The organism is Streptomyces sedi (genome assembly GCF_006335015.1).
GTDB classification, from domain to species: Bacteria; Actinomycetota; Actinomycetes; order Streptomycetales; family Streptomycetaceae; genus Streptomyces; species Streptomyces sedi.
Genome location: NZ_VDGT01000011.1, coordinates 13,530 through 32,824, shown reverse-complemented (window position 1 = coordinate 32,824; position 19,295 = coordinate 13,530). Strand labels below are relative to the sequence as shown.

Genomic DNA, 19,295 nt, shown 5'->3' with positions numbered 1-19,295 from the left:
TCCGGTATCGGACGGCAGGTCCCCGTCAGGAGACCGGGCCGCCGAAGATGTCGATGCTGTCGCCCTCAGCAAGGGTCACGATCGCGCGCTTGGTGCTGGCGCGACGGCCGTAACCGGTGCGGGTGCGCTTGCGCTTGCCCTGCCGGTTGATCGTGTTGACCCCGACGACCTTGACCGCGAAGACGGCCTGGACGGCCTGCTTGATCTGGGTCTTGTTGGCCCGGGGGTCGACGATGAAGGTGTACTTGTTCTCGTCGAGCAGCGCGTAGCTCTTCTCCGACACGACCGGCTTGACCAGGATGTCGTGCGGGGTGGAGAACTCCTTGCTGGAGAACTCGGCGACGTTCGCCTCACTCATCAGGCGTCGCTCCCTTCGGGCTTGTCGAGCGCCACGGCGCCGGAGGCGCGGCCGGCGACGAAGCGGTCGAAGGCGGCCTTGGTGAACACCACGTCGTCGGAGTCGACCACGTCGTACGTGTTCAGCTGGCCCGGGTCGATGATGTGCACCTGCGGCAGGTTGCGCGCCGAGAGCCAGGAGGCGTTGTCCGAGCGGTCGGCGACCAGCAGGACCTTCTTGCGGTCGCTGATCTTGCCCAGCAGGGTCTTCGCGGCCTTGGTGGAGGCGTCGCCGTCCACCACGCCGGAGACCACGTGCACGCGGTCGTGGCGCGCCCGGTCGGTGAGGGCACCGCGCAGGGCGGCGGCCTTCATCTTCTTCGGGGTGCGCTGGCTGTAGTCACGCGGCACGGGGCCGTGGACGACGCCACCGCCGGCGAACTGCGGCGCGCGGACCGAACCCTGGCGGGCGCGGCCGGTGCCCTTCTGGCGGTACGGCTTCTTGCCGCCACCGCGGACCTCGCCACGGGTCTTGGTCTTGTGCGTGCCCTGGCGGGCGGCGGCCAGCTGCGCGACGACGACCTGGTGGATCAGCGGAACGCTGACCCGGGCGTCGAAGATCTCCGCCGGAAGCTCGACGGTGCCGGCCTCCTCACCCGCGGGCGAGAGGATGACGATGCTCTTTGGGGTACTCATGATTAACCTCAGGCCCCCTTGGCCGCGGAACGGACCAGGACGAGGCCGCCGTTGGGACCGGGCACCGCGCCCTTGATGAGGAGCAGGCCCTTCTCCGCGTCCACGGCGTGGACGGTCAGGTTCTGGGTGGTGACGCGCTCGTTGCCCATCCGACCGGCCATCCGGAGGCCCTTGAAGACCCGGCCCGGGGTGGCGCAGCCGCCGATGGAGCCCGGCGAGCGGTGCTTGCGCTGGGTGCCGTGCGAGGCGCCGAGGCCACCGAAGCCGTGGCGCTTCATCACACCGGCGAAGCCCTTGCCCTTGGTGGTACCGGTCACGTCGACCTTGACGCCCGACTCGAACTCCTCGGCCGTGACTTCCTGGCCCAGGGTGTACTCGGCGGCGTCGGCGGTCCGCAGCTCGACCAGGTGGCGGCGCGGGGTGACGTCGGCCTTGGCGAAGTGGCCCTTGAGGGGGCGGTTCACCTTGCGCGGGTCGATCTCACCGAAGGCGATCTGGACGGCCTCGTAGCCGTCCCTGTCGTTGGTGCGGACCTGGGTAACGACGCAGGGCCCGGCCTTGACCACGGTCACGGGGACGACACGGTTGTTCTCGTCCCAGACCTGGGTCATGCCGAGCTTCTCGCCCAGGACACCCTTGATCTGCTTGGTCATCTCTACCGGCCTCTCAGAGCTTGATCTCGATGTCGACGCCGGCCGGCAGGTCCAGGCGCATCAACGAGTCAACGGTCTTGGGGGTCGGGTCGAGGATGTCGATCAGCCGCTTGTGCGTGCGCATCTCGAAGTGCTCGCGCGAGTCCTTGTACTTGTGCGGCGACTTGATGACGCAGTACACGTTCTTCTCAGTGGGCAGCGGCACCGGGCCCGCGACCGACGCACCCGTGCGGGTCACCGTCTCGACGATCTTCTTCGCCGAGTTGTCGATGACCTCGTGGTCGTAGGCCTTGAGCCGGATGCGGATCTTCTGTCCCGCCATGGCTACTTCGTAGTCCTGTTCTCTTCGTCAACGCTCTGGAACCCGGCTCACCCCCCTGGGCGACTCCGACCCACGCGGTCGGGCGTGTCGTACTCAGTTCTCAGAATTCACCGCAGGGGTTTCCTCTGGGAGGAGTGGGGGGAAGTAATCCACCGGGTGCCTGGTGTCGAGCCCCGCTCACGCTTCCCGGAAGATCTCGGTATTTCCATCCCTGCCCCGTTGACCAGGGCGTCTATGGGATGACGAATACAGTGAGACTCGCTTCCAGTCCTCCCGGCGGGAGGCGCGCGGCATCGGCCGTCTACCGAGCAACCTGGTCAGTGTGCCATAGCAGACCGCGCCCCCGCCAATCGGGCGGTATCCCCCACCTGCGGCGCAGCCCGCCTCCCCGGCCGCGCGCGCCGCCCGGTGGTCATCCCGGCAGGTGCAGCCGCAGCACCGCGCGTTCCGCCCACTCCGGCACGGTGCCGCGCAGCGATACCACGATCATCACCGCGAACGCCAACGGGACGGTCCACGCCGCCGGTTGGGCCAGCAGCACGGTCAGCCACCCCGGGCCGCCGTCGGTCAGCACCGAGGCCAGCGCGGCCCCGGTGGCCGCGCTCACGCCGGTGGCCAGCCCGGCGGCGGCGCCCGCCGTGGTCAGCCCGCGCCACCAGATGCCCAGCACCAGCAGCGGGCAGAACGTCGAGGCGGCGACGGCGAACGCCCAGCCGACCGCCACGTTGATGTCGACGCTGCGCGCCGGCAGCGAGAGCCCGACGGCGACCGCGGCCCCGGCGGCGACGGCCCAGCGCAGCCGGGGCACGGTCGCGCGGGACAGGTCGTGCGAGAGCCCGCCGGCCAGCGCCATCAGCAGCCCGGACGAGGTGGAGAGGAACGCGGCGAACGCCCCGGCGGCGACCACGGCGGTCAGCACCGAGCCCCAGACGCCGGGGACGATCGCGCCCGGCAGCACCACGGTCACCATGTCGGTGTCGCCACCGTTGACCAGCTCGGGCGTGAAGACCCGGCCCAGCAGCCCGTAGACGGCGGGGAAGAGGTAGAAGACGCCCAGCAGCACGATCACGCCGACCGCGACCCGGCGGGCGGCCATGGCGGTCGGGCTGGCGTGGAAACGCATGATCACGTGCGGCAGCCCCACGGCGCCGAGCGTCGTCGCCAGCAGCACCGACCAGGTCGCCAGCAGCGGCGCCCCGGAGCTCTCCAGGTCCAGCAGCGGTCTGGCCCAGTCGTCCGACACGTCGAAGCGCAGCGCGTCGGCGCGCGCCCCGGCCCCGGCGTGCGCCACGAGGAACAGCGCGGGCACCGCGATGAACAGCAGCTTCACCCCGTAGTGGAACGCCTGGACATAGGTGGCCGAACGCATCCCGCCCGCCGCGATGGAGACGCTCACCACCAGCCCCGCCAGGACGACGCCCACCCAGTAGGGGGTGCCGCTGACCGCGTGCAGCACCATGCCGGCGCCCTTGAACTGGGGCACCAGGTAGAGCCACATGATCACCAGCACGATCACCGCGCAGAGCTTCCTTATCCGCTCCGAGCCCAGCCGGTAGTCGGCGAAGTCCGGCACGGTGTACGCGCCCGAGCGCCGCATCGGCCCGGCGACCAGGGCGGCGACGGCGACATAGCCCGCGGTGAAGCCGACCGCGTACCAGAGGGTGCCGACGCCGTTCTTCAGCATCAGCCCGGCCAGGCCGAGCACCGAGGCGGCGGAGACGTACTCGCCGGCGATCGCCATGGCGTTCCAGCCGGGCGCGACCCGGCGGGAGGCGACCAGGAAGTCCGGGGTGGTCCGCGCGGCGCGCACCCCGTAGACGCCGATGACGACGCTGACCACGAAGAGCAGCCCGATGGAGAACAGCCCGATCACGGCGCCCGTTCCGTTCCCGTCCCCGTCCCCGTGCCCGGGGCGCTGGCGCGCTCCAGGCGCTCGGCGCGGCGGACGTGGCGGACGGCGATGGCCAGCAGCACGGGGTAGCTGCCGCCCATCAGCAGCAGCCAGGAGAGCGGGACGCCGGCCAGGGTGACGCGGCTGAGCGCGGGGGCGGCGGCCAGCAGCCCGCTGAGGCCGAAGAGCACGGCGCCGAGCAGCGCGAGAGTGCGGGCGGCCTGCCGTCGCTGGTCGGCGAAGAGGGCGCGGGCCGCGTCGGTGGTGTCGCGGTCGTCGGGGCCCTGGATCGTCGGGGGCAGCAGGTGCTGGGCGGGGCGGTGGCGGCGGGCCAGCGCGATCCTGGTCTGGGGGCTGGTGATCCGCACCCGCCGGGGCGCGCTCACGCGGCGGCCCGCGCGGTGGTCACGCCCCGCGTCACGTTGACTCCTCGTCCCTGACGGCGGCGAGCAGCCGTTCCTTCAGGGCGCGCGCGTGCCGGCGGCTGACGGGGACGTCGCCGGCGGGGGTGCGGGCGAGCAGTCCGGCGGAGCTGGAGACCCACAGGTCGCGGACCCAGCCGGTGGCGACCAGATAGCCGCGGTGGGCGCGGACGAAGCCGGCCGGCGCCCAGACCTCCTCCAGGTAGGACAGCGGCATCCGGATCAGGTGGCTGCCCTCCCCCGTGTGGAGCCGGACGTAGTCGCCGTGGGCCTCGACGTACTGGATGTCGTCACGGTGCACGAACGCGGTGTGGCGGCCGTTCTCGACCTGCACGACGGCCAGTTCGTCGATCTGGGAGGGGCGCGGCGCCGCGCTCTGCGGGCGGCGCGGGGCGGCGGCGCGGGAGACGGCCTCGGCCAGCCGCTCGGGGCGGACCGGCTTGAGCAGGTAGTCGATGGCGCCGATGCCGAACGCGTCGACGGCGTGCTGCTCGGAGGCGGTGACGAAGACGATGGCCGGCGGGGTGGAGAGGCGGCCGACGACGCGGGCGACGGCCATCCCGTCGAGTCCGGGCATGGAGATGTCGAGGAAGACCGCGTCGAAGGCGGTCTCCCCCAGCTGCCGGACCGCGCTCTCCCCGCCGTCCGCCTCCTGGACGTCCCCTATCTCGGGCAGCGCGGCCAGCATGGCGGCCAGCTCGCGACGGGTGAAGGTCTCGTCCTCCACCACCAGCGCGCGCAGTCGGGTCTCCGCGGTCAATGCGCGACCACTCCTCGTCTGAATCGGGGCACTCGGATCACGACCTTGGTGCCGCTGCCGGGCGCGGTCTCGATGACCAGCCCGTACTCGGGGCCGTAGACGGTGCGCAGCCGCTGGTCCACGTTGGCGAGGCCGACGCGGCGGCGCGGTTCGCCCAGCGGGTGGCCGGGGTCTGCCGGCCGTTCGCCCGCGAGCAGGGCCTCGGCGACCTCGGGTGTCATCCCGACCCCGTCGTCCTCGACCTCGATCACGCACAGCGGTCCCTCGCCGAAGCCGGAGACCTGGATGGCGCCGGGGCCCGGCTTGGGTTCCAGGCCGTGCCGCACGGCATTCTCCACGATGGGCTGGATGACGAGGAAGGGAATGGCGACGGGCAGGATCTCGGGCGCCATCCGCACGGTCAGCTCCATCCGGTCGTCGAAGCGGGCCCGTTGCAGCTCCAGATAGGTCTGGATGGCCTGCAGCTCCTCGGCGACGGTGGCGTAGTCGCCCTGCGGGGAGAAGCTGTAGCGCAGGTAGTCGGCGAAGTCGCTGAGCAGCGCGCGGGCACGGTCGGGGTCGGTGCGGATGCGGGCGCCGATGACGGCGAGCGCGTTGTGCAGGAAGTGCGGCGATATCTGGGCGCGGAGGGTGCGCAGCTCGGCCTGGGCGATGCGTTCCCTGGCGCGGCGCAGGGCGGCGTGGTCCAGCGAACGGGCGACGAGCGCGGCGACGGCGGTGACCTCGGGCTCGGTGCCGCCGCGCACCAGCAGTCCGCCGGTGAGCTCGCCGGCGACCAGCAGCGGGACGGCCGACCAGGGCGGGCGGTGGACGGGGCTGCCGTGTTCGTAGGCTTGGGCGAGCAGGCCGCCGGCCGCGGGTTCCTCGGGGGCGGGTCCCGCGGTGGCGACGGGGCCGGCGAGGTCGGCCAGAAGCACGGTCTCGGCGCCGAGCAGGCGGCGGAGCCTGCGGGCGGCCTGCCCGGGGCCGCGGCCGGTCAGTCCCTCGCGCAGGTCGTCGTCCAACTCCCGTACGGCGGTGAGCAGTCGGACGGTGTTTCCGTCGCCCGCCTCGGCCCTGCGCCGCCGTCTGCCATCCAGCATGGGCCGAACCTAGCCCAGCGAGGGGCGCGGGTGTAGGGAGTCGCACGGGCGGATCGGCCCGAGGGCGCGCGGAGTGGACCGGCGGGCGGGGGGCTACTCGGGCAGCGGCGGGTGGATCGGGCAGGGGCCGTAGGGGTCGAGGTCGGTGGGGCGGGGCGGCTCGGGCCCGTCGGGGCCGAAGCGGATCATCCGCTCGACGCGGATGACGCGGAAGCGGCGGCCCAGGACGGTGACCTCGTCCGCGCGCGGCCCGGTGCGGAACTCCTCGGCGGCGCGGGCGTAGGCGGCGGCGTCCTCGGGCGGCACCTCGTGCTCCAGCTGCGGCAGGAACTCGGCGAGGTAGGCGTGCAGGGTGGCGCGGGCCTCGTGGGGGCTGGGCTGGAGGGCGGCCATCGGCTCCCAGGAGCTGCGTCGGCGCTCGGCGAAGGTGAACGCGGCGGGGAGCAACACGACTCCGGGGTGGGTCTCGATCGCGCGTGCGGAGTCGGCGCGCACCTCGGCGGGGATGCGGGGCGCCTGGTAGCGCAGGGCGAGCAGCTCCATCCGTTGGATGGACTCCATGACCCCGGTGGGGCTGGCGTGGTCCAGGAGCAGCCCTCTGGTGCGGCGCGGGACGGAGCGCCGCCGGCGCCAGTCGGCGGCGGGGACGGGCTCGTCGGGGTCGGTGGGGCGCGGGCCCTCGATGCCGTCGGGGCCGACGCGGGCGAACTCGTCGCCGCGCACGACGCGGTAGCGGACGCGGTCGACGGTCAGCTCGTCGACCGGCTCGTTCTCCAGTGTGCGGACGGCGGCGAGCAGGCGGGCGCGCAGCGGGTCGCCGGGCGCGGTCTCGTCGCGGGCGCGGGTCCACAGGTGGGAGTTGAGCGCCTCGCGCGCGTGCTGGGGGAACGCCTCGTCGACGTCGTCGAGGAGGCGCCAGGCCGGCCGGTCGGACGGGCGTTGCTCGGCGAAGCCGAAGACGGGGCCGCGGACGATCACGTGCGGATAGCGCTCGGCGGCCCGGATGGTGTCGACCTCGGTGACCTCCGAGACGGGATCGTCCCGCCGGGTCACCCGGATCGTGAGGTGGGGCGGCGCGTTCCTCCGGTGATCCTCCATGAGCCCAGTGTGACGCGGGCGGCGCCGCTCCGTCCTCCGATTGCCCAAAGCCCCCACCATCGGGGGGCTACCTTGCCCCCATGTTCACGTGCCGGTGCGGGAGGGGCACACTTTCGCGACCGCCCGTTCGTGTGAGCCGCCGGGCCGGGGTGCGACGTTCAGCGCTGGAGGCCGAGCACGACGCGCACGGCGTCCTCGACCCCCCGAAGCTCCCCCGGCGCGAGGAGTCCGAGGCGTCTACGCATCCGGGCTTTCGCCACCGTGTGGAGATCGGCGCAGTTCACATAGGACTCGTCGTACTTCGTCAGTCCGGAGTCGGGGCCGATCGGGATGTGGGTGGTACGGGGACCCGTGGTGCCGGTGATCAGCGCGACGGTGACCGCCGACAGGGGCCGGGCGACGCGGTTGACCGTCAGGACGACGACCGGATGAGGGCCCAGCGGCTGGGGCAGCGCACACCCCCAGACCTCCCCGCGCAGGGGTGGACCGACGTTCACCACGTCATCTCGTCCGCCGCCCTCAGCTCTTCCTCCGTCGGCGGGAGGACTCCGTCCGGCAAAGGCGCGGGCCTTCCCCCGTAGAAGGAGCGGATCTCCGCGGCGGCCCCGGCCTCCGCCGCTTCCCTGACCAGGAGATGGAGCCCCTCGCGGAGCGCGTCGGAGGTCGATCCCAGGTTCAGCGTCCGCATCGCCTGCTGGAGCGCCTCCACCTCGTCGGCCTGGAGCCGCACCTGGGCCAACTTGCCTCGACGCGGCTCCTTGGGTGAGGAATCCATATCCGGTGCCACCGCCTCTCGCGACCCCGCCTGTACGACATTCGTCATACAGCAAGTATGGCGCGTGTCTCCGGCGGGGGCAAACGACTCCACCGCTCCCCCGCCGCACGGCAGCGCCGGCGCGGGGAGGTGCGGCCCGGGGCCCCGCCTGGGGGAAGTGCGGGGGAGGCGGGGCCCCGGGCGCGGGGGCACGAGGCCCCCTCCAACGAGCCGAACCCGGCTCAGTGCTTGGTCGCGCGCTCAGCCCCGGCACCCGTGAGGGCCCGGACCTGGAGCTTCGCGAACCTCTCGGGTTCGGACTCGCGGGACATGAGGGTGCCGACCACGGCACAGAGCAGCCCCAGCGGGATGGAGACCAGCCCGGGGTTCTCCAGGGGGAACCAGGAGATGTCGATGCTCTTCGGGAGCAGCGCCAGGTTCTCCCCCTCGGCGTCGACCTTGCCGGAGACCACCGGGGAGAAGATCACCAGGCCGACGGAGCTGATCAGACCGCCGTAGATGCCGGCGACCGCTCCCCTGGTGTTGAACCGCTTCCAGAAGAGGCTCAGCAGGATCACCGGCAGGTTCGCCGAGGCGGCGATCGCGAAGGCCAGCGCGACGAGGAACGCCACGTTGAGGTCCTGGGCGAAGACCGCCAGCACGATGGAGACCGCGCCCACGCCGATCGCGGCGAAGCGGGCCACCCGCACCTCCTCCTTCTCGCTGGCCTTCCCGCCGCGCAGCACCGCGTTGTAGAAGTCGTGCGCCAACGAGGAGGACGAGGCGATCGTCAGCCCGGCGACGGTCGAGAGGATCGTCGCGAACGCCACCGCCGCGATCAGCGCCAGCATCACCGCGCCCAGGAAGTCGCCGCCGAAGTGGCTGCCGACCTCCTCGGCCAGCTGTGGCGCCGCCGTGTTGCCCGCGCTGTTCTGCGCGGTGATCGCGTCGGCGCCGACCAGCGCCGCGGCGCCGAAGCCCAGGATGAGGGTGAGCAGGTAGAAGGTGCCGATGAGGCCGATCGCCCAGTTGACCGACTTACGGGCGGTCTTGGAGTCCGGCACCGTGTAGAAGCGGATCAGGATGTGCGGCAGCCCCGCCGTGCCCAGCACCAGCGCGAGGCCGAGGCTGATCAGGTCCAGCTTGTTGACCAGGGTCTGCCAGGTGTCGCCCGCGACCTCGACGCCGTAGCGCTGCCCCGGTTCGAGGAACGCGTTGCCCGCCCCGCTGGCCTCGGCCGCGTCGTTCATCAACGAGCCGAAGTTGAAGTCGTAGATCGACAGCACCAGCAGCGCGACCAGCAGCGCGCCGCCCATCAGCATCACGGCCTTGACGATCTGCACCCAGGTGGTGCCGGTCATCCCGCCGAACGAGACATAGGTGATCATCAGCAGGCCGACGACGACGATGCCCACGATCTTCGCGGTGTCGGCGCTCATCCCGAGGTAGGTCTCGCCCTCCTCGATGCCGAGCAGCAGCGCCACCAGCGCCCCGGCGCCCACCATCTGCGCCAGCAGGTAGAAGATCGAGACGGTCAGCGTCGAGACCGATCCCGCCGTCCGCACCGGCCGCTGCTTCATCCGGTAGGAGACGACGTCGGTCATCGTGAACCGACCCGAGTTCCGCAGCAGTTCGGCGACCAGCAGCAGGGCCACCAGCCAGGCGACCAGGAAGCCGATCGAGTAGAGGAACCCGTCGTAGCCATAGAGCGCGATCATGCCGGCGATGCCGAGGAACGACGCGGCCGACATGTAGTCGCCGCCGATCGCGAACCCGTTCTGGATACCGCTGAAGCCGCGTCCGCCCGAGTGGAAGTCGGTGGCGGACTTGGTCTGCCGACTCGCCCAGACCGTGATGCCCAGCGTCAACGCGATCAGCGAGCCGAAGAGGATGACGGTGATCAGCCGCTGGTCCGAGGTGTTCTCCGCGGCGATGGTGATCATTCGTCGTCTCCCTTCCTGGCGCCCGGCACCGCCGGCTGACCCTCCAACTCGTCCCGCAGCTCGTCGGCGAGCGGGTCGTAACGGCGGTTGGTGTAGCGCGAGTAGAGGATCGCGATGCCGAAGGTCGTGACGAACTGCAGCAGGCCGAAGATCAGCGCGATGTTGACGCTGCCGACCACCTGGGTCGACATCACCCCGCGCGCGTAGGCCGACATCAGCACGTACAGCACGTACCAGGCGAAGAAGGCGATGCTCGCCGGCACCACGAAGCGCAGCAGCCGGCTGCGCAGCTCGTGGAACCGCGGATCGTCGTGCATCGCCGCCGAACGCGCCTCCAGTTCGGACTCGGGCGGCAGGGCCGGCGGCGGGTCACCCCGCTCCGCGGGCTGGGGTGGCTCGCTGGAATCGGGGGCGGAGTGTGTCGCCATCGACGGCTCCTTACAAAGGCGGCCCGGGTCGGTTCTGGGGGACGTGCCCCCAGAATGTAAGGAGCGTCACAACCTCCGGGCACGCCGTGGAGCACGCCACTCGACGAACGGTCGAAATCCGCGCCGAGCGGGCGACGGGCAGCCCACCCCCATCACCCAAGGCCAGGGGCCCCGCACCCACCGCACGAGGCGGCGGGCCCGGGGCCCCTGAAGGAACAGCTCACGGCCGAGGCCGCGAACGGTCAGTTCACTTGATGATCTTGGTGACCTGACCGGCGCCGACGGTCCGACCACCCTCACGGATGGCGAACTTCAGCGTCTCCTCCATGGCGACGGGCTGGATCAGCTCGACGCGCATGTCGGTGTTGTCGCCCGGCATGACCATCTCGGTGCCCTCGGGGAGGCTCACCACACCGGTCACGTCGGTGGTACGGAAGTAGAACTGCGGACGGTAGTTGTTGAAGAACGGGGTGTGGCGGCCACCCTCGTCCTTCGACAGGATGTACGCCGTCGCCTCGAACTCCGTGTGCGGGGTGACCGAGCCGGGCTTGATGATGACCTGGCCGCGCTCGACGTCCTCGCGCTTGATGCCGCGGAGCAGCAGACCGACGTTCTCACCGGCGCGACCCTCGTCCAGCAGCTTCCGGAACATCTCGATCCCGGTGACCGTGGTGGTGGTCTTCTCTTCCTTGATGCCGATGATGTCGACGGTCTCGTTGACCTTGAGGACACCACGCTCGATACGACCGGTCACCACGGTGCCGCGGCCGGTGATGGTGAAGACGTCCTCGATGGGCATCAGGAACGGCTTCTCGACGTCGCGCTCCGGCTGCGGAATCGCGCCGTCGACAGCCTCCATCAGCTCCAGGACGGTCTTCGCCCACTCGGCGTCGCCCTCGAGCGCCTTCAGCGCCGAGACCTTGACCACGGGGACATCGTCGCCCGGGAACTCGTACTCCGTGAGCAGCTCACGGACCTCAAGCTCCACCAGCTCCATGATCTCCTCGTCGTCCACCATGTCCGCCTTGTTGAGGGCGACCACGATGTACGGCACACCGACCTGGCGGGCCAGGAGCACGTGCTCCTTGGTCTGCGGCATCGGGCCGTCGGTGGCGGCGACCACGAGGATGGCGCCGTCCATCTGGGCGGCACCGGTGATCATGTTCTTGATGTAGTCCGCGTGACCCGGGCAGTCGACGTGCGCGTAGTGACGGTTCTCCGTCTGGTACTCGACGTGCGCGATGGAGATGGTGATACCGCGCTGACGCTCTTCGGGCGCCTTGTCGATGTTCTCGAACGCGAACGTCTCGTTGAGCTCGGGGTAAGCGTCGTGCAGCACCTTGGTGATCGCCGCGGTAAGCGTCGTCTTGCCGTGGTCGATGTGACCGATGGTGCCAATGTTGACGTGCGGCTTAGTCCGCTCGAACTTCGCCTTCGCCACTGGGGTCCTCCTGTGGACTGGTGCTGTACGCCCCCCGCGACTTGCGGGAGGTTTTCAGATATCGACCGAACCGGTCAGGACCCCGAGGGGGATGCCCTTGACCGCTTCGCTAAAGGGCCGGGCACCGGGGGCGGAATTGCCCCCGAATGCCCTTTGCTCCAGCTTAAGGGCTACTCGCCCTTGGCCTTCGCGATGATCTCCTCGGAGACGCTCTTGGGAACCTCACCGTAGGAATCGAACTGCATGGAGTAGCTCGCACGACCGGAGGTCTTGCTTCGCAGGTCACCGACGTAGCCGAACATCTCCGACAACGGCACCAGGCCCTTGACGACCTTGTTGCCGCCCCGGTCCTCCATGGCCTGGATCTGGCCACGGCGGGAGTTGATGTCGCCGATCACATCGCCCATGTAGTCCTCGGGCGTGGTGACCTCGACGGCCATCAACGGCTCCAGGATGGCCGGGCTCGCCCTGCGGGCGGCCTCCTTGAAGACCATCGAGCCGGCGATCTTGAACGCCATCTCGGACGAGTCGACGTCGTGGAACGCGCCGTCGAGCAGGGTCACCTTCACACCGGTCAGCGGGTAGCCGGCGAGCACGCCGAACTCCATCGCCTCCTGGCAACCGGCGTCCACCGAGGGGATGTACTCCTTGGGGATGCGGCCACCGGTGACCTTGTTCTCGAACTCGTACCCGTCGCCTTCCAGCGGCTCCAGGCTGATCTGCACCTTGGCGAACTGACCGGAGCCACCGGTCTGCTTCTTGTGCGTGTAGTCGACCTTCTCGACCGCGCGACGCAGGGTCTCGCGGTAGGCCACCTGCGGCTTGCCGACGTTGGCCTCGACCCTGAACTCGCGCCTCATGCGGTCGACGAACACGTCGAGGTGGAGCTCGCCCATGCCGGCGATGATCGTCTGGCCGGTCTCCTCGTCGGTCTTGACCTGGAAGGACGGGTCCTCCTCGGAAAGCCGCTGGATCGCCACGCCCAGCTTCTCCTGGTCGCCCTTCGACTTGGGCTCGATGGCGACCTCGATCACCGGGGCCGGGAAGTCCATCGACTCCAGGATGATCTGGTGCGTCGCGTCCGACAGCGTCTCACCCGTGGTGGTCTGCTTCAGCCCCATCACGGCGACGATGTCGCCCGCGCCGACGCGGTCGATCTCCTCACGCTTGTTGGCGTGCATCCGGTAGATCTTGCCGATCCGCTCCTTGCGGCCCTTCACCGCGTTCAACACCTGGGTGCCCGCCTGGAGCACACCGGAGTAGACGCGGATGAAGGTCAGCTTGCCCAGGTGCGGGTCACTGGCGATCTTGAAGGCCAGGGCCGACAGCGGCTCCTCCTCGGAGGGCCGGCGACGGATGACCTCCTCGGTGTTCTTCGGCGAGTGCCCCTCGACGGCCTCGACGTCCAGCGGCGACGGCAGGTACCGCACGACCGAGTCGAGCAGGGGCTGCACGCCCTTGTTCTTGAACGCGGTGCCGCAGAAGACCGGGGTGATCGTGGTGGAGCCCTCGGCGCCGGTGGAGGCGAGGGTGATCCGACGGATCGCGGTACGCAGCTGCTCCTCGGACGGCTCGGTGCCGTCGAGGTACAGCTCCATCAGCTCCTCGTCGTTCTCGGCGACGGCCTCGACGAGCTTGGCGTGCCACTCCTCGGCCTGCTCGCGCAGGTCCTCGGGGATGTCCACCGTGTCGTACATCTCGCCGAGCTTGGTCTCCTCGGACCAGACCAGCCCCTTCATGCTGACCAGGTCGATGACGCCCTTGAAGCCGGCCTCGGCACCGATCGGCAGCTGCATCACCAGCGGGGTGGCCTTCAGCCGGTCGACGATCATGTCGACACAGCGGAAGAAGTCCGCACCGGTGCGGTCCAGCTTGTTCACGAAGCAGATGCGCGGAACGCCGTAACGGTCCGCCTGACGCCAGACGGTCTCCGACTGCGGCTCGACACCGGCGACACCGTCGAAGACGGTCACCGCGCCGTCGAGCACCCGCAGGGAACGCTCGACCTCGACCGTGAAGTCGACGTGACCGGGGGTGTCGATGATGTTGATCGTGTGGTCGACCTCATCGAGCGGCCAGTGGCAGGTCGTGGCCGCGGAGGTGATGGTGATCCCCCGCTCCTGCTCCTGCTCCATCCAGTCCATCGTGGCGGCGCCGTCGTGGACCTCACCGATCTTGTAGCTCACACCGGTGTAGTACAGAATCCGCTCGGTCGTGGTGGTCTTGCCCGCGTCGATGTGGGCCATGATCCCGATGTTGCGGACCCTGGCCAGGTCAAGTGAAGTGGTAGCCATCTGGCTTCAGTCTTCTCTCGGTCTCGATAGGGGTTGCGACTACCAGCGGTAGTGCGCGAACGCCTTGTTGGACTCGGCCATCTTGTGCGTGTCCTCACGCTTCTTCACGGAGGCGCCGAGGCCGTTGGAGGCGTCGAGCAGCTCGTTCATCAGACGCTCGGTCATCGTCTTCTCGCGCCGGGCGCGGGAGTAACCGACCAGCCAGCGCAGGGCGAGCGTGGAGGAACGCCCGGGGCGCACCTCGACCGGCACCTGGTACGTGGCACCGCCGACGCGGCGGGAGCGCACCTCAAGGGTGGGCTTCACGTTCTCCAGGGCGCGCTTGAGCGTGATGACCGGGTCGTTGCTGGTCTTCTCCCGCAGGCCCTCCATGGCGCCGTACACGATGCGCTCGGCGGTGGAACGCTTGCCGTTCAGCAGCACCTTGTTGATCAGGGAGGTCACCAGCGGAGAACCGTAGACCGGGTCGATGTGGACCGGTCGCTTCGGGGCAGGGCCCTTACGAGGCATGGTTACTTCTCCTTCTTGGCGCCGTAGCGGCTGCGGGCCTGCTTACGGTTCTTGACGCCCTGGGTGTCCAGGGAACCGCGGATGATCTTGTAGCGAACACCCGGCAGGTCTCGCACCCTTCCACCGCGCACCAGCACGATGGAGTGCTCCTGAAGGTTGTGGTTCTCGCCCGGGATGTAGGCGGTGACCTCGATCCCGTTGCTCAGCCGGACACGCGCGACCTTGCGGAGCGCCGAGTTCGGCTTCTTGGGCGTGGTGGTGAACACACGCGTGCAGACACCGCGGCGCTGGGGCGAACCCTCAAGCGCGGGTGTCTTGTTCTTCTCGACCTTGTCCTGCCGGCCCTTGCGGACCAGCTGCTGGATCGTTGGCACCGTATCTCCGGTTTCTCTGTGCCGATCACAATGAAGCTAACCTGGAACACCCTCCGACCCACGCGGTCGGGCGTGTCGAAAACCGCGGCCTTCCGTTCCCCCGCTGGGGAGCGTCGGGAAGTGGTTGCGGACCCCGGAGTCCCGACTGCCGCTGGAAAAGCGCAGGGAACACCCCAGGCACAAGGTCAGAGCGTACCCAGCGCGGTGCCCCGGGTCAAAACGATCTAGGTTTGGTGATAGGGGGCCTGGTCCGGCCACCCCGCCGACCGGCCCGAAAGCCCCTGAACGGGCCGGCGGCCGGGGCGAAGAACTCGCCCCGGCCGCCGGTCTTCTCGCTCGGCTCAGCCCTGGTAGGGGCCGTAGTCGTAGTCCTCCAGCGGGACCGCCTGTCCGGAGCCGGTGCCGAAGGGCGAGTAGTCGATGTCGTCGTAACCGACGGCCGAGTACATCGCGGCCTTCGCCTCCTCGGTGGGCTCCACCCGGATGTTCCGGTAACGGGACAGGCCCGTGCCGGCCGGGATGAGCTTACCGATGATCACGTTCTCCTTGAGGCCGATCAGCGAGTCCGACTTGGCGTTGATCGCCGCGTCGGTGAGCACCCGCGTCGTCTCCTGGAAGGACGCCGCCGACAGCCAGGACTCGGTGGCCAGCGACGCCTTGGTGATACCCATCAGCTGCGGACGACCGGAGGCGGGGTGCCCGCCCTCGGCCACCACGCGGCGGTTCTCCGACTCGAACTTGGAGCGCTCCACCAGCTCGCCCGGCAGCAGCTCCGCGTCGCCCGACTCGATGATCGTCACCCGGCGCAGCATCTGCCGGACGATGATCTCGATGTGCTTGTCGTGGATGGCCACACCCTGCGAGTTGTAGACCTTCTGGACCTCGCCCACCAGGTAGACCTGCACCGCGCGCTGGCCGAGGATGCGCAGCACGTCGTGCGGGTTGGCCGCGCCGACGGTCAGCGGCTGGCCGACCGTGACGTGGTCGCCCTCGCCCACCAGCAGCCTGGAGCGCTTGGAGACCGGGTAGGAGGTCTCGTCGGAGCCGTCGTCCGGCGTGACGACGAGCTTCTTGGTCTTCTCCGTCTCCTCGATCCGCACCCGGCCGGCCGACTCGGAGATCGGCGCGACGCCCTTCGGGGTGCGGGCCTCGAACAGCTCGACCACACGCGGCAGACCCTGCGTGATGTCCTCACCCGCCACACCGCCGGTGTGGAAGGTACGCATCGTCAGCTGGGTGCCGGGCTCACCGATGGACTGGGCCGCGATGATGCCGACGGCCTCGCCGATGTCCACCAGCTTGCCGGTGGCCAGCGAACGCCCGTAGCACATGGCGCAGGTGCCGACGGCCGACTCGCAGGTGAGCACGGAGCGGGTCTTGACCGTCTCCACGCCGTGCCTGACCAGCTCGTCGATCAGCACGTCGCCCAGGTCGGTGCCGGCCGGGGCCAGCACCTTGCCGTCGACGGTGATGTCCTCGGCGAGGCACCGGGCGTAGACGCTGCTCTCCACGTCCTCGGCCTTGCGCAGCACGCCGTCCGCGCCGACGGAGGCGATCGTCAGCTTGAGGCCGCGGTCGCTGCCGCAGTCCTCCTCGCGGATGATCACGTCCTGCGAGACGTCCACCAGACGACGGGTCAGGTAACCCGAGTCGGCGGTCCGCAGCGCGGTGTCGGCGAGACCCTTACGGGCACCGTGCGTGGAGATGAAGTACTCCAGCACGGTGAGGCCCTCGCGGAAGGACGCCTTGATCGGCCGGGGAATCGTCTCGTTCTTCGCGTTGGACACCAGACCACGCATACCGGCGATCTGACGCATCTGCATCATGTTGCCGCGCGCACCCGAGTCGACCATCATGAAGATCGGGTTGGTCTTCGGGAAGTTCTCACTCATCGCGTCCGCGACCTCGGCCGTGGCCTTGGTCCAGATCGCGATCAGCTCCTGCGTCCGCTCGTCCTTGGTGATCAGGCCGCGCTCGTACTGCTTCTGGACCTTCTCGTCCTGGGCCTCGTAGTCGGCGATGATCGTCTTCTTCGCCTCGGGCACCACGATGTCGGAGACGGCCACGGTGACACCGGACCTGGTGGCCCAGAAGTAGCCGGCCGACTTGAGGTTGTCCAGCGCCGCCGCGACCACGACCTTCGGGTAGCGCTCGGCCAGGTCGTTGACGATCCCGGAGAGCTGCTTCTTGCCCACGGACTGGTCGACGAAGGGGTAGTCCTCCGGCAGCAGCTCGTTGAAGAGCGCACGGCCGAGGGTGGTGCGCAGGCGGAAGCTCTCCCCCTGCTGCCACTCCGGCTCGCCCTCCTCCGGCTCCGGCGGGGTCCAGCCGCGGGGCGGGACGGTGCCGAGCGGGAAGCGGATGTCGATCTTCGCCTGGAGCGACAGCTCGCCGGCGTCGAACGCCATGATCGCCTCGGCGGTCGAGGCGAACGACCGGCCCTCGCCGCGGATCTCGCGCTCCTCCTCGTCGGTGGTGAGGAAGAAGAGCCCGAGCACCATGTCCTGGGTGGGCATGGTCACCGGACGGCCGTCGGCCGGCTTGAGGATGTTGTTCGAGGACAGCATCAGGATGCGGGCCTCGGCCTGCGCCTCGGCCGACAGCGGCAGGTGCACGGCCATCTGGTCACCGTCGAAGTCCGCGTTGAACGCGGTGCAGACCAGCGGGTGGATCTGGATGGCCTTGCCCTCGACCAGCTGCGGCTCGAACGCCTGGATGCCCAGCCGGTGCAGGGTCGGCGCGCGGTTCAGCAGCACGGGGTGCTCGGCGATGACCTCTTCGAGGACGTCGTACACCACCGTGCGCTGACGCTCGACCATGCGCTTGGCCGACTTGATGTTCTGCGCGTGGTTGAGGTCGACCAGCCGCTTCATCACGAACGGCTTGAACAGCTCCAGCGCCATCGCCTTCGGCAGACCGCACTGGTGCAGCTTCAGCTGCGGGCCGACGACGATCACGGAACGGGCCGAGTAGTCGACGCGCTTGCCCAGCAGGTTCTGCCGGAAGCGGCCCTGCTTGCCCTTGAGCATGTCGGAGAGCGACTTCAGCGGGCGGTTGCCGGGACCGGTGACCGGGCGACCGCGCCGGCCGTTGTCGAACAGCGCGTCAACGGCCTCCTGAAGCATCCGCTTCTCGTTGTTGACGATGATCTCGGGCGCGCCCAGGTCCAGCAGCCTCTTCAGCCGGTTGTTCCGGTTGATGACGCGGCGGTACAGGTCGTTCAGGTCGGAGGTCGCGAAGCGGCCACCGTCCAGCTGCACCATCGGACGCAGGTCCGGCGGGATCACCGGGACGCAGTCCAGCACCATGCCGCGCGGGCTGTTGGAGGTCTGGAGGAACGCCGAGACGACCTTCAGCCGCTTCAGGGCGCGGGTCTTCTTCTGGCCCTTGCCGGTGCGGATGATCTCCCGCAGCCGCTCGGCCTCCTCGGTGAGGTCGAAGGTCTCCAGCCGCCTCTGCAGCGCGGCGGCGCCCATCGAACCGTCGAAGTAGGTGCCGAAGCGGTCGCGCAGCTCGCGGTAGAGCAGCTCGTCGCCCTCCAGGTCCTGGACCTTGAGGTTCTTGAAGCGGTTCCACACCTCGTCGAGCCGGTCCAGCTCGCGCTGGGCGCGGTCGCGCAGCTGCTTCATCTCGCGCTCGGCGCCCTCGCGCACCTTGCGGCGGACGTCCGCCTTGGCGCCCTCGGCCTCCAGCTCGGCGAGGTCCGTCTCCTGCTTCTTCGCCCTGCCCTCCAGGTCGGCGTCGCGGCGCTGTTCGATCTGCTGCCGCTCCACCGAGATGTGGGCTTCCAGGGACGGCAGGTCGCGGGTGCGACGCTCCTCGTCCACGTAGGTGATCATGTAGGCGGCGAAGTAGATGACCTTCTCCAGGTCCTTCGGCGCCAGGTCGAGCAGGTACCCCAGGCGTGAGGGCACGCCCTTGAAGTACCAGATGTGAGTGACGGGGGCCGCCAGCTCGATGTGGCCCATCCGCTCACGGCGCACCTTGGCGCGGGTCACCTCGACGCCGCAGCGCTCACAGATGATGCCCTTGAAGCGGACGCGCTTGTACTTGCCGCAGTAGCACTCCCAGTCCCGGGTGGGACCGAAGATCTTCTCGCAGAAGAGACCGTCCTTCTCGGGCTTGAGGGTGCGGTAGTTGATGGTCTCCGGCTTCTTCACCTCGCCGTGAGACCACTGACGGATGTCGTCAGCCGTCGCCAGGCCGATCCGCAGTTCGTCGAAGAAGTTGACGTCGAGCACTCTCGTCAATCCCTCTCAGGGTCGTGTCAGTCAATGGTCTGTCGGGGTCC

The 19,295-nt window shown here is 69.6% G+C and carries 18 protein-coding genes; all 18 read right to left on the bottom strand.

The genetic code is table 11. The annotated features are described in order from the left end of the window. Nucleotides 1-25: 25 nt before the first annotated feature. The gene (gene rplW, locus FH715_RS15775; protein ID WP_097230391.1) at nt 26-358 is read right to left on the bottom strand and encodes a 50S ribosomal protein L23; all 333 of its coding nucleotides are present in this window, start codon (nt 356-358) and stop codon (nt 26-28) included. Beyond that, complete coding sequence (gene rplD / locus FH715_RS15770; protein WP_139645733.1) at nt 358-1,032, bottom strand: 50S ribosomal protein L4; 675 nt, start codon at nt 1,030-1,032, stop codon at nt 358-360. The genes rplW and rplD overlap by 1 nt, the downstream gene beginning before the upstream one ends. 8 nt (nt 1,033-1,040) lie before the next feature. Next, nucleotides 1,041-1,685, bottom strand: a complete 645-nt coding sequence (gene rplC, locus FH715_RS15765; protein WP_139645731.1) for a 50S ribosomal protein L3 — start codon at nt 1,683-1,685, stop codon at nt 1,041-1,043. 13 nt (nt 1,686-1,698) lie between these two features. Further along, nucleotides 1,699-2,007, bottom strand: coding sequence for a 30S ribosomal protein S10 (gene rpsJ, locus FH715_RS15760; RefSeq protein ID WP_016473429.1), 309 nt, complete (start codon nt 2,005-2,007; stop codon nt 1,699-1,701). Nucleotides 2,008-2,419: 412 nt separating this feature from the next. Beyond that, nucleotides 2,420-3,880, bottom strand: coding sequence for a sodium/solute symporter (locus FH715_RS15755; protein ID WP_139645729.1), 1,461 nt, complete (start codon nt 3,878-3,880; stop codon nt 2,420-2,422). After that, on the bottom strand, nt 3,877-4,284 hold the full coding sequence (locus FH715_RS15750; protein ID WP_139645727.1) for a hypothetical protein: 408 nt from the start codon (nt 4,282-4,284) through the stop codon (nt 3,877-3,879). The genes FH715_RS15755 and FH715_RS15750 overlap by 4 nt, the downstream gene beginning before the upstream one ends. Before the next feature lie 31 nt (nt 4,285-4,315). Further along, nucleotides 4,316-5,080 (bottom strand): LytR/AlgR family response regulator transcription factor, encoded by a 765-nt coding sequence (locus tag FH715_RS15745; RefSeq protein ID WP_281290756.1) that lies wholly within the window; start codon nt 5,078-5,080, stop codon nt 4,316-4,318. Continuing rightward, complete coding sequence (locus tag FH715_RS15740) at nt 5,077-6,162, bottom strand: sensor histidine kinase (RefSeq protein WP_139645725.1); 1,086 nt, start codon at nt 6,160-6,162, stop codon at nt 5,077-5,079. Before FH715_RS15740 ends, FH715_RS15745 begins: the two co-directional genes overlap by 4 nt. A 93-nt stretch (nt 6,163-6,255) precedes the next feature. Beyond that, the gene (locus FH715_RS15735) at nt 6,256-7,260 is read right to left on the bottom strand and encodes a DUF5954 family protein (protein ID WP_139645724.1); all 1,005 of its coding nucleotides are present in this window, start codon (nt 7,258-7,260) and stop codon (nt 6,256-6,258) included. A 158-nt stretch (nt 7,261-7,418) separates the two neighbouring features. Then, the gene (locus FH715_RS15730) at nt 7,419-7,757 is read right to left on the bottom strand and encodes a type II toxin-antitoxin system PemK/MazF family toxin (protein ID WP_246108769.1); all 339 of its coding nucleotides are present in this window, start codon (nt 7,755-7,757) and stop codon (nt 7,419-7,421) included. Then, nucleotides 7,754-8,035 carry a hypothetical protein gene (locus FH715_RS15725; protein ID WP_246108768.1) on the bottom strand — a complete coding sequence of 94 codons (282 nt, stop codon included), beginning with the start codon at nt 8,033-8,035 and terminating at the stop codon, nt 7,754-7,756. The genes FH715_RS15730 and FH715_RS15725 overlap by 4 nt, the downstream gene beginning before the upstream one ends. Before the next feature lie 221 nt (nt 8,036-8,256). Next, nucleotides 8,257-9,957, bottom strand: a complete 1,701-nt coding sequence (locus FH715_RS15720) for a solute symporter family protein (protein WP_211367664.1) — start codon at nt 9,955-9,957, stop codon at nt 8,257-8,259. Further along, entirely contained in the window at nt 9,954-10,385 is a 432-nt protein-coding gene (locus tag FH715_RS15715) for a DUF485 domain-containing protein (protein WP_139645721.1), read from the bottom strand. Before FH715_RS15715 ends, FH715_RS15720 begins: the two co-directional genes overlap by 4 nt. 247 nt (nt 10,386-10,632) lie before the next feature. After that, nucleotides 10,633-11,826 (bottom strand): elongation factor Tu, encoded by a 1,194-nt coding sequence (gene tuf, locus FH715_RS15710; protein WP_139645719.1) that lies wholly within the window; start codon nt 11,824-11,826, stop codon nt 10,633-10,635. A gap of 170 nt (nt 11,827-11,996) precedes the next feature. Then, nucleotides 11,997-14,120 (bottom strand): elongation factor G, encoded by a 2,124-nt coding sequence (gene fusA, locus FH715_RS15705; protein WP_139645717.1) that lies wholly within the window; start codon nt 14,118-14,120, stop codon nt 11,997-11,999. Between the two features lie 39 nt (nt 14,121-14,159). Continuing rightward, the gene (gene rpsG / locus FH715_RS15700; protein WP_139645715.1) at nt 14,160-14,630 is read right to left on the bottom strand and encodes a 30S ribosomal protein S7; all 471 of its coding nucleotides are present in this window, start codon (nt 14,628-14,630) and stop codon (nt 14,160-14,162) included. 2 nt (nt 14,631-14,632) lie between these two features. Then, nucleotides 14,633-15,004 (bottom strand): 30S ribosomal protein S12, encoded by a 372-nt coding sequence (gene rpsL, locus FH715_RS15695; RefSeq protein WP_062207506.1) that lies wholly within the window; start codon nt 15,002-15,004, stop codon nt 14,633-14,635. Nucleotides 15,005-15,345: 341 nt separating this feature from the next. Beyond that, nucleotides 15,346-19,245, bottom strand: coding sequence for a DNA-directed RNA polymerase subunit beta' (locus FH715_RS15690; RefSeq protein ID WP_139645713.1), 3,900 nt, complete (start codon nt 19,243-19,245; stop codon nt 15,346-15,348). Nucleotides 19,246-19,295 lie beyond the last annotated feature (50 nt).

What these genes read in the sequence shown, in the direction of transcription:
- fusA (WP_139645717.1), bottom strand. Translation starts at nt 14,120, where the DNA reads ATGGCTACCACTTCACTTGACCTGGCCAGGGTCCGCAACATCGGGATC.
- rplW (WP_097230391.1), bottom strand. Translation starts at nt 358, where the DNA reads ATGAGTGAGGCGAACGTCGCCGAGTTCTCCAGCAAGGAGTTCTCCACC.
- FH715_RS15725 (WP_246108768.1), bottom strand. Translation starts at nt 8,035, where the DNA reads ATGGATTCCTCACCCAAGGAGCCGCGTCGAGGCAAGTTGGCCCAGGTG.
- rplD (WP_139645733.1), bottom strand. Translation starts at nt 1,032, where the DNA reads ATGAGTACCCCAAAGAGCATCGTCATCCTCTCGCCCGCGGGTGAGGAG.
- rpsJ (WP_016473429.1), bottom strand. Translation starts at nt 2,007, where the DNA reads ATGGCGGGACAGAAGATCCGCATCCGGCTCAAGGCCTACGACCACGAG.
- FH715_RS15715 (WP_139645721.1), bottom strand. Translation starts at nt 10,385, where the DNA reads ATGGCGACACACTCCGCCCCCGATTCCAGCGAGCCACCCCAGCCCGCG.
- FH715_RS15735 (WP_139645724.1), bottom strand. Translation starts at nt 7,260, where the DNA reads ATGGAGGATCACCGGAGGAACGCGCCGCCCCACCTCACGATCCGGGTG.
- FH715_RS15740 (WP_139645725.1), bottom strand. Translation starts at nt 6,162, where the DNA reads ATGCTGGATGGCAGACGGCGGCGCAGGGCCGAGGCGGGCGACGGAAAC.
- FH715_RS15720 (WP_211367664.1), bottom strand. Translation starts at nt 9,957, where the DNA reads ATGATCACCATCGCCGCGGAGAACACCTCGGACCAGCGGCTGATCACC.
- rplC (WP_139645731.1), bottom strand. Translation starts at nt 1,685, where the DNA reads ATGACCAAGCAGATCAAGGGTGTCCTGGGCGAGAAGCTCGGCATGACC.
- rpsG (WP_139645715.1), bottom strand. Translation starts at nt 14,630, where the DNA reads ATGCCTCGTAAGGGCCCTGCCCCGAAGCGACCGGTCCACATCGACCCG.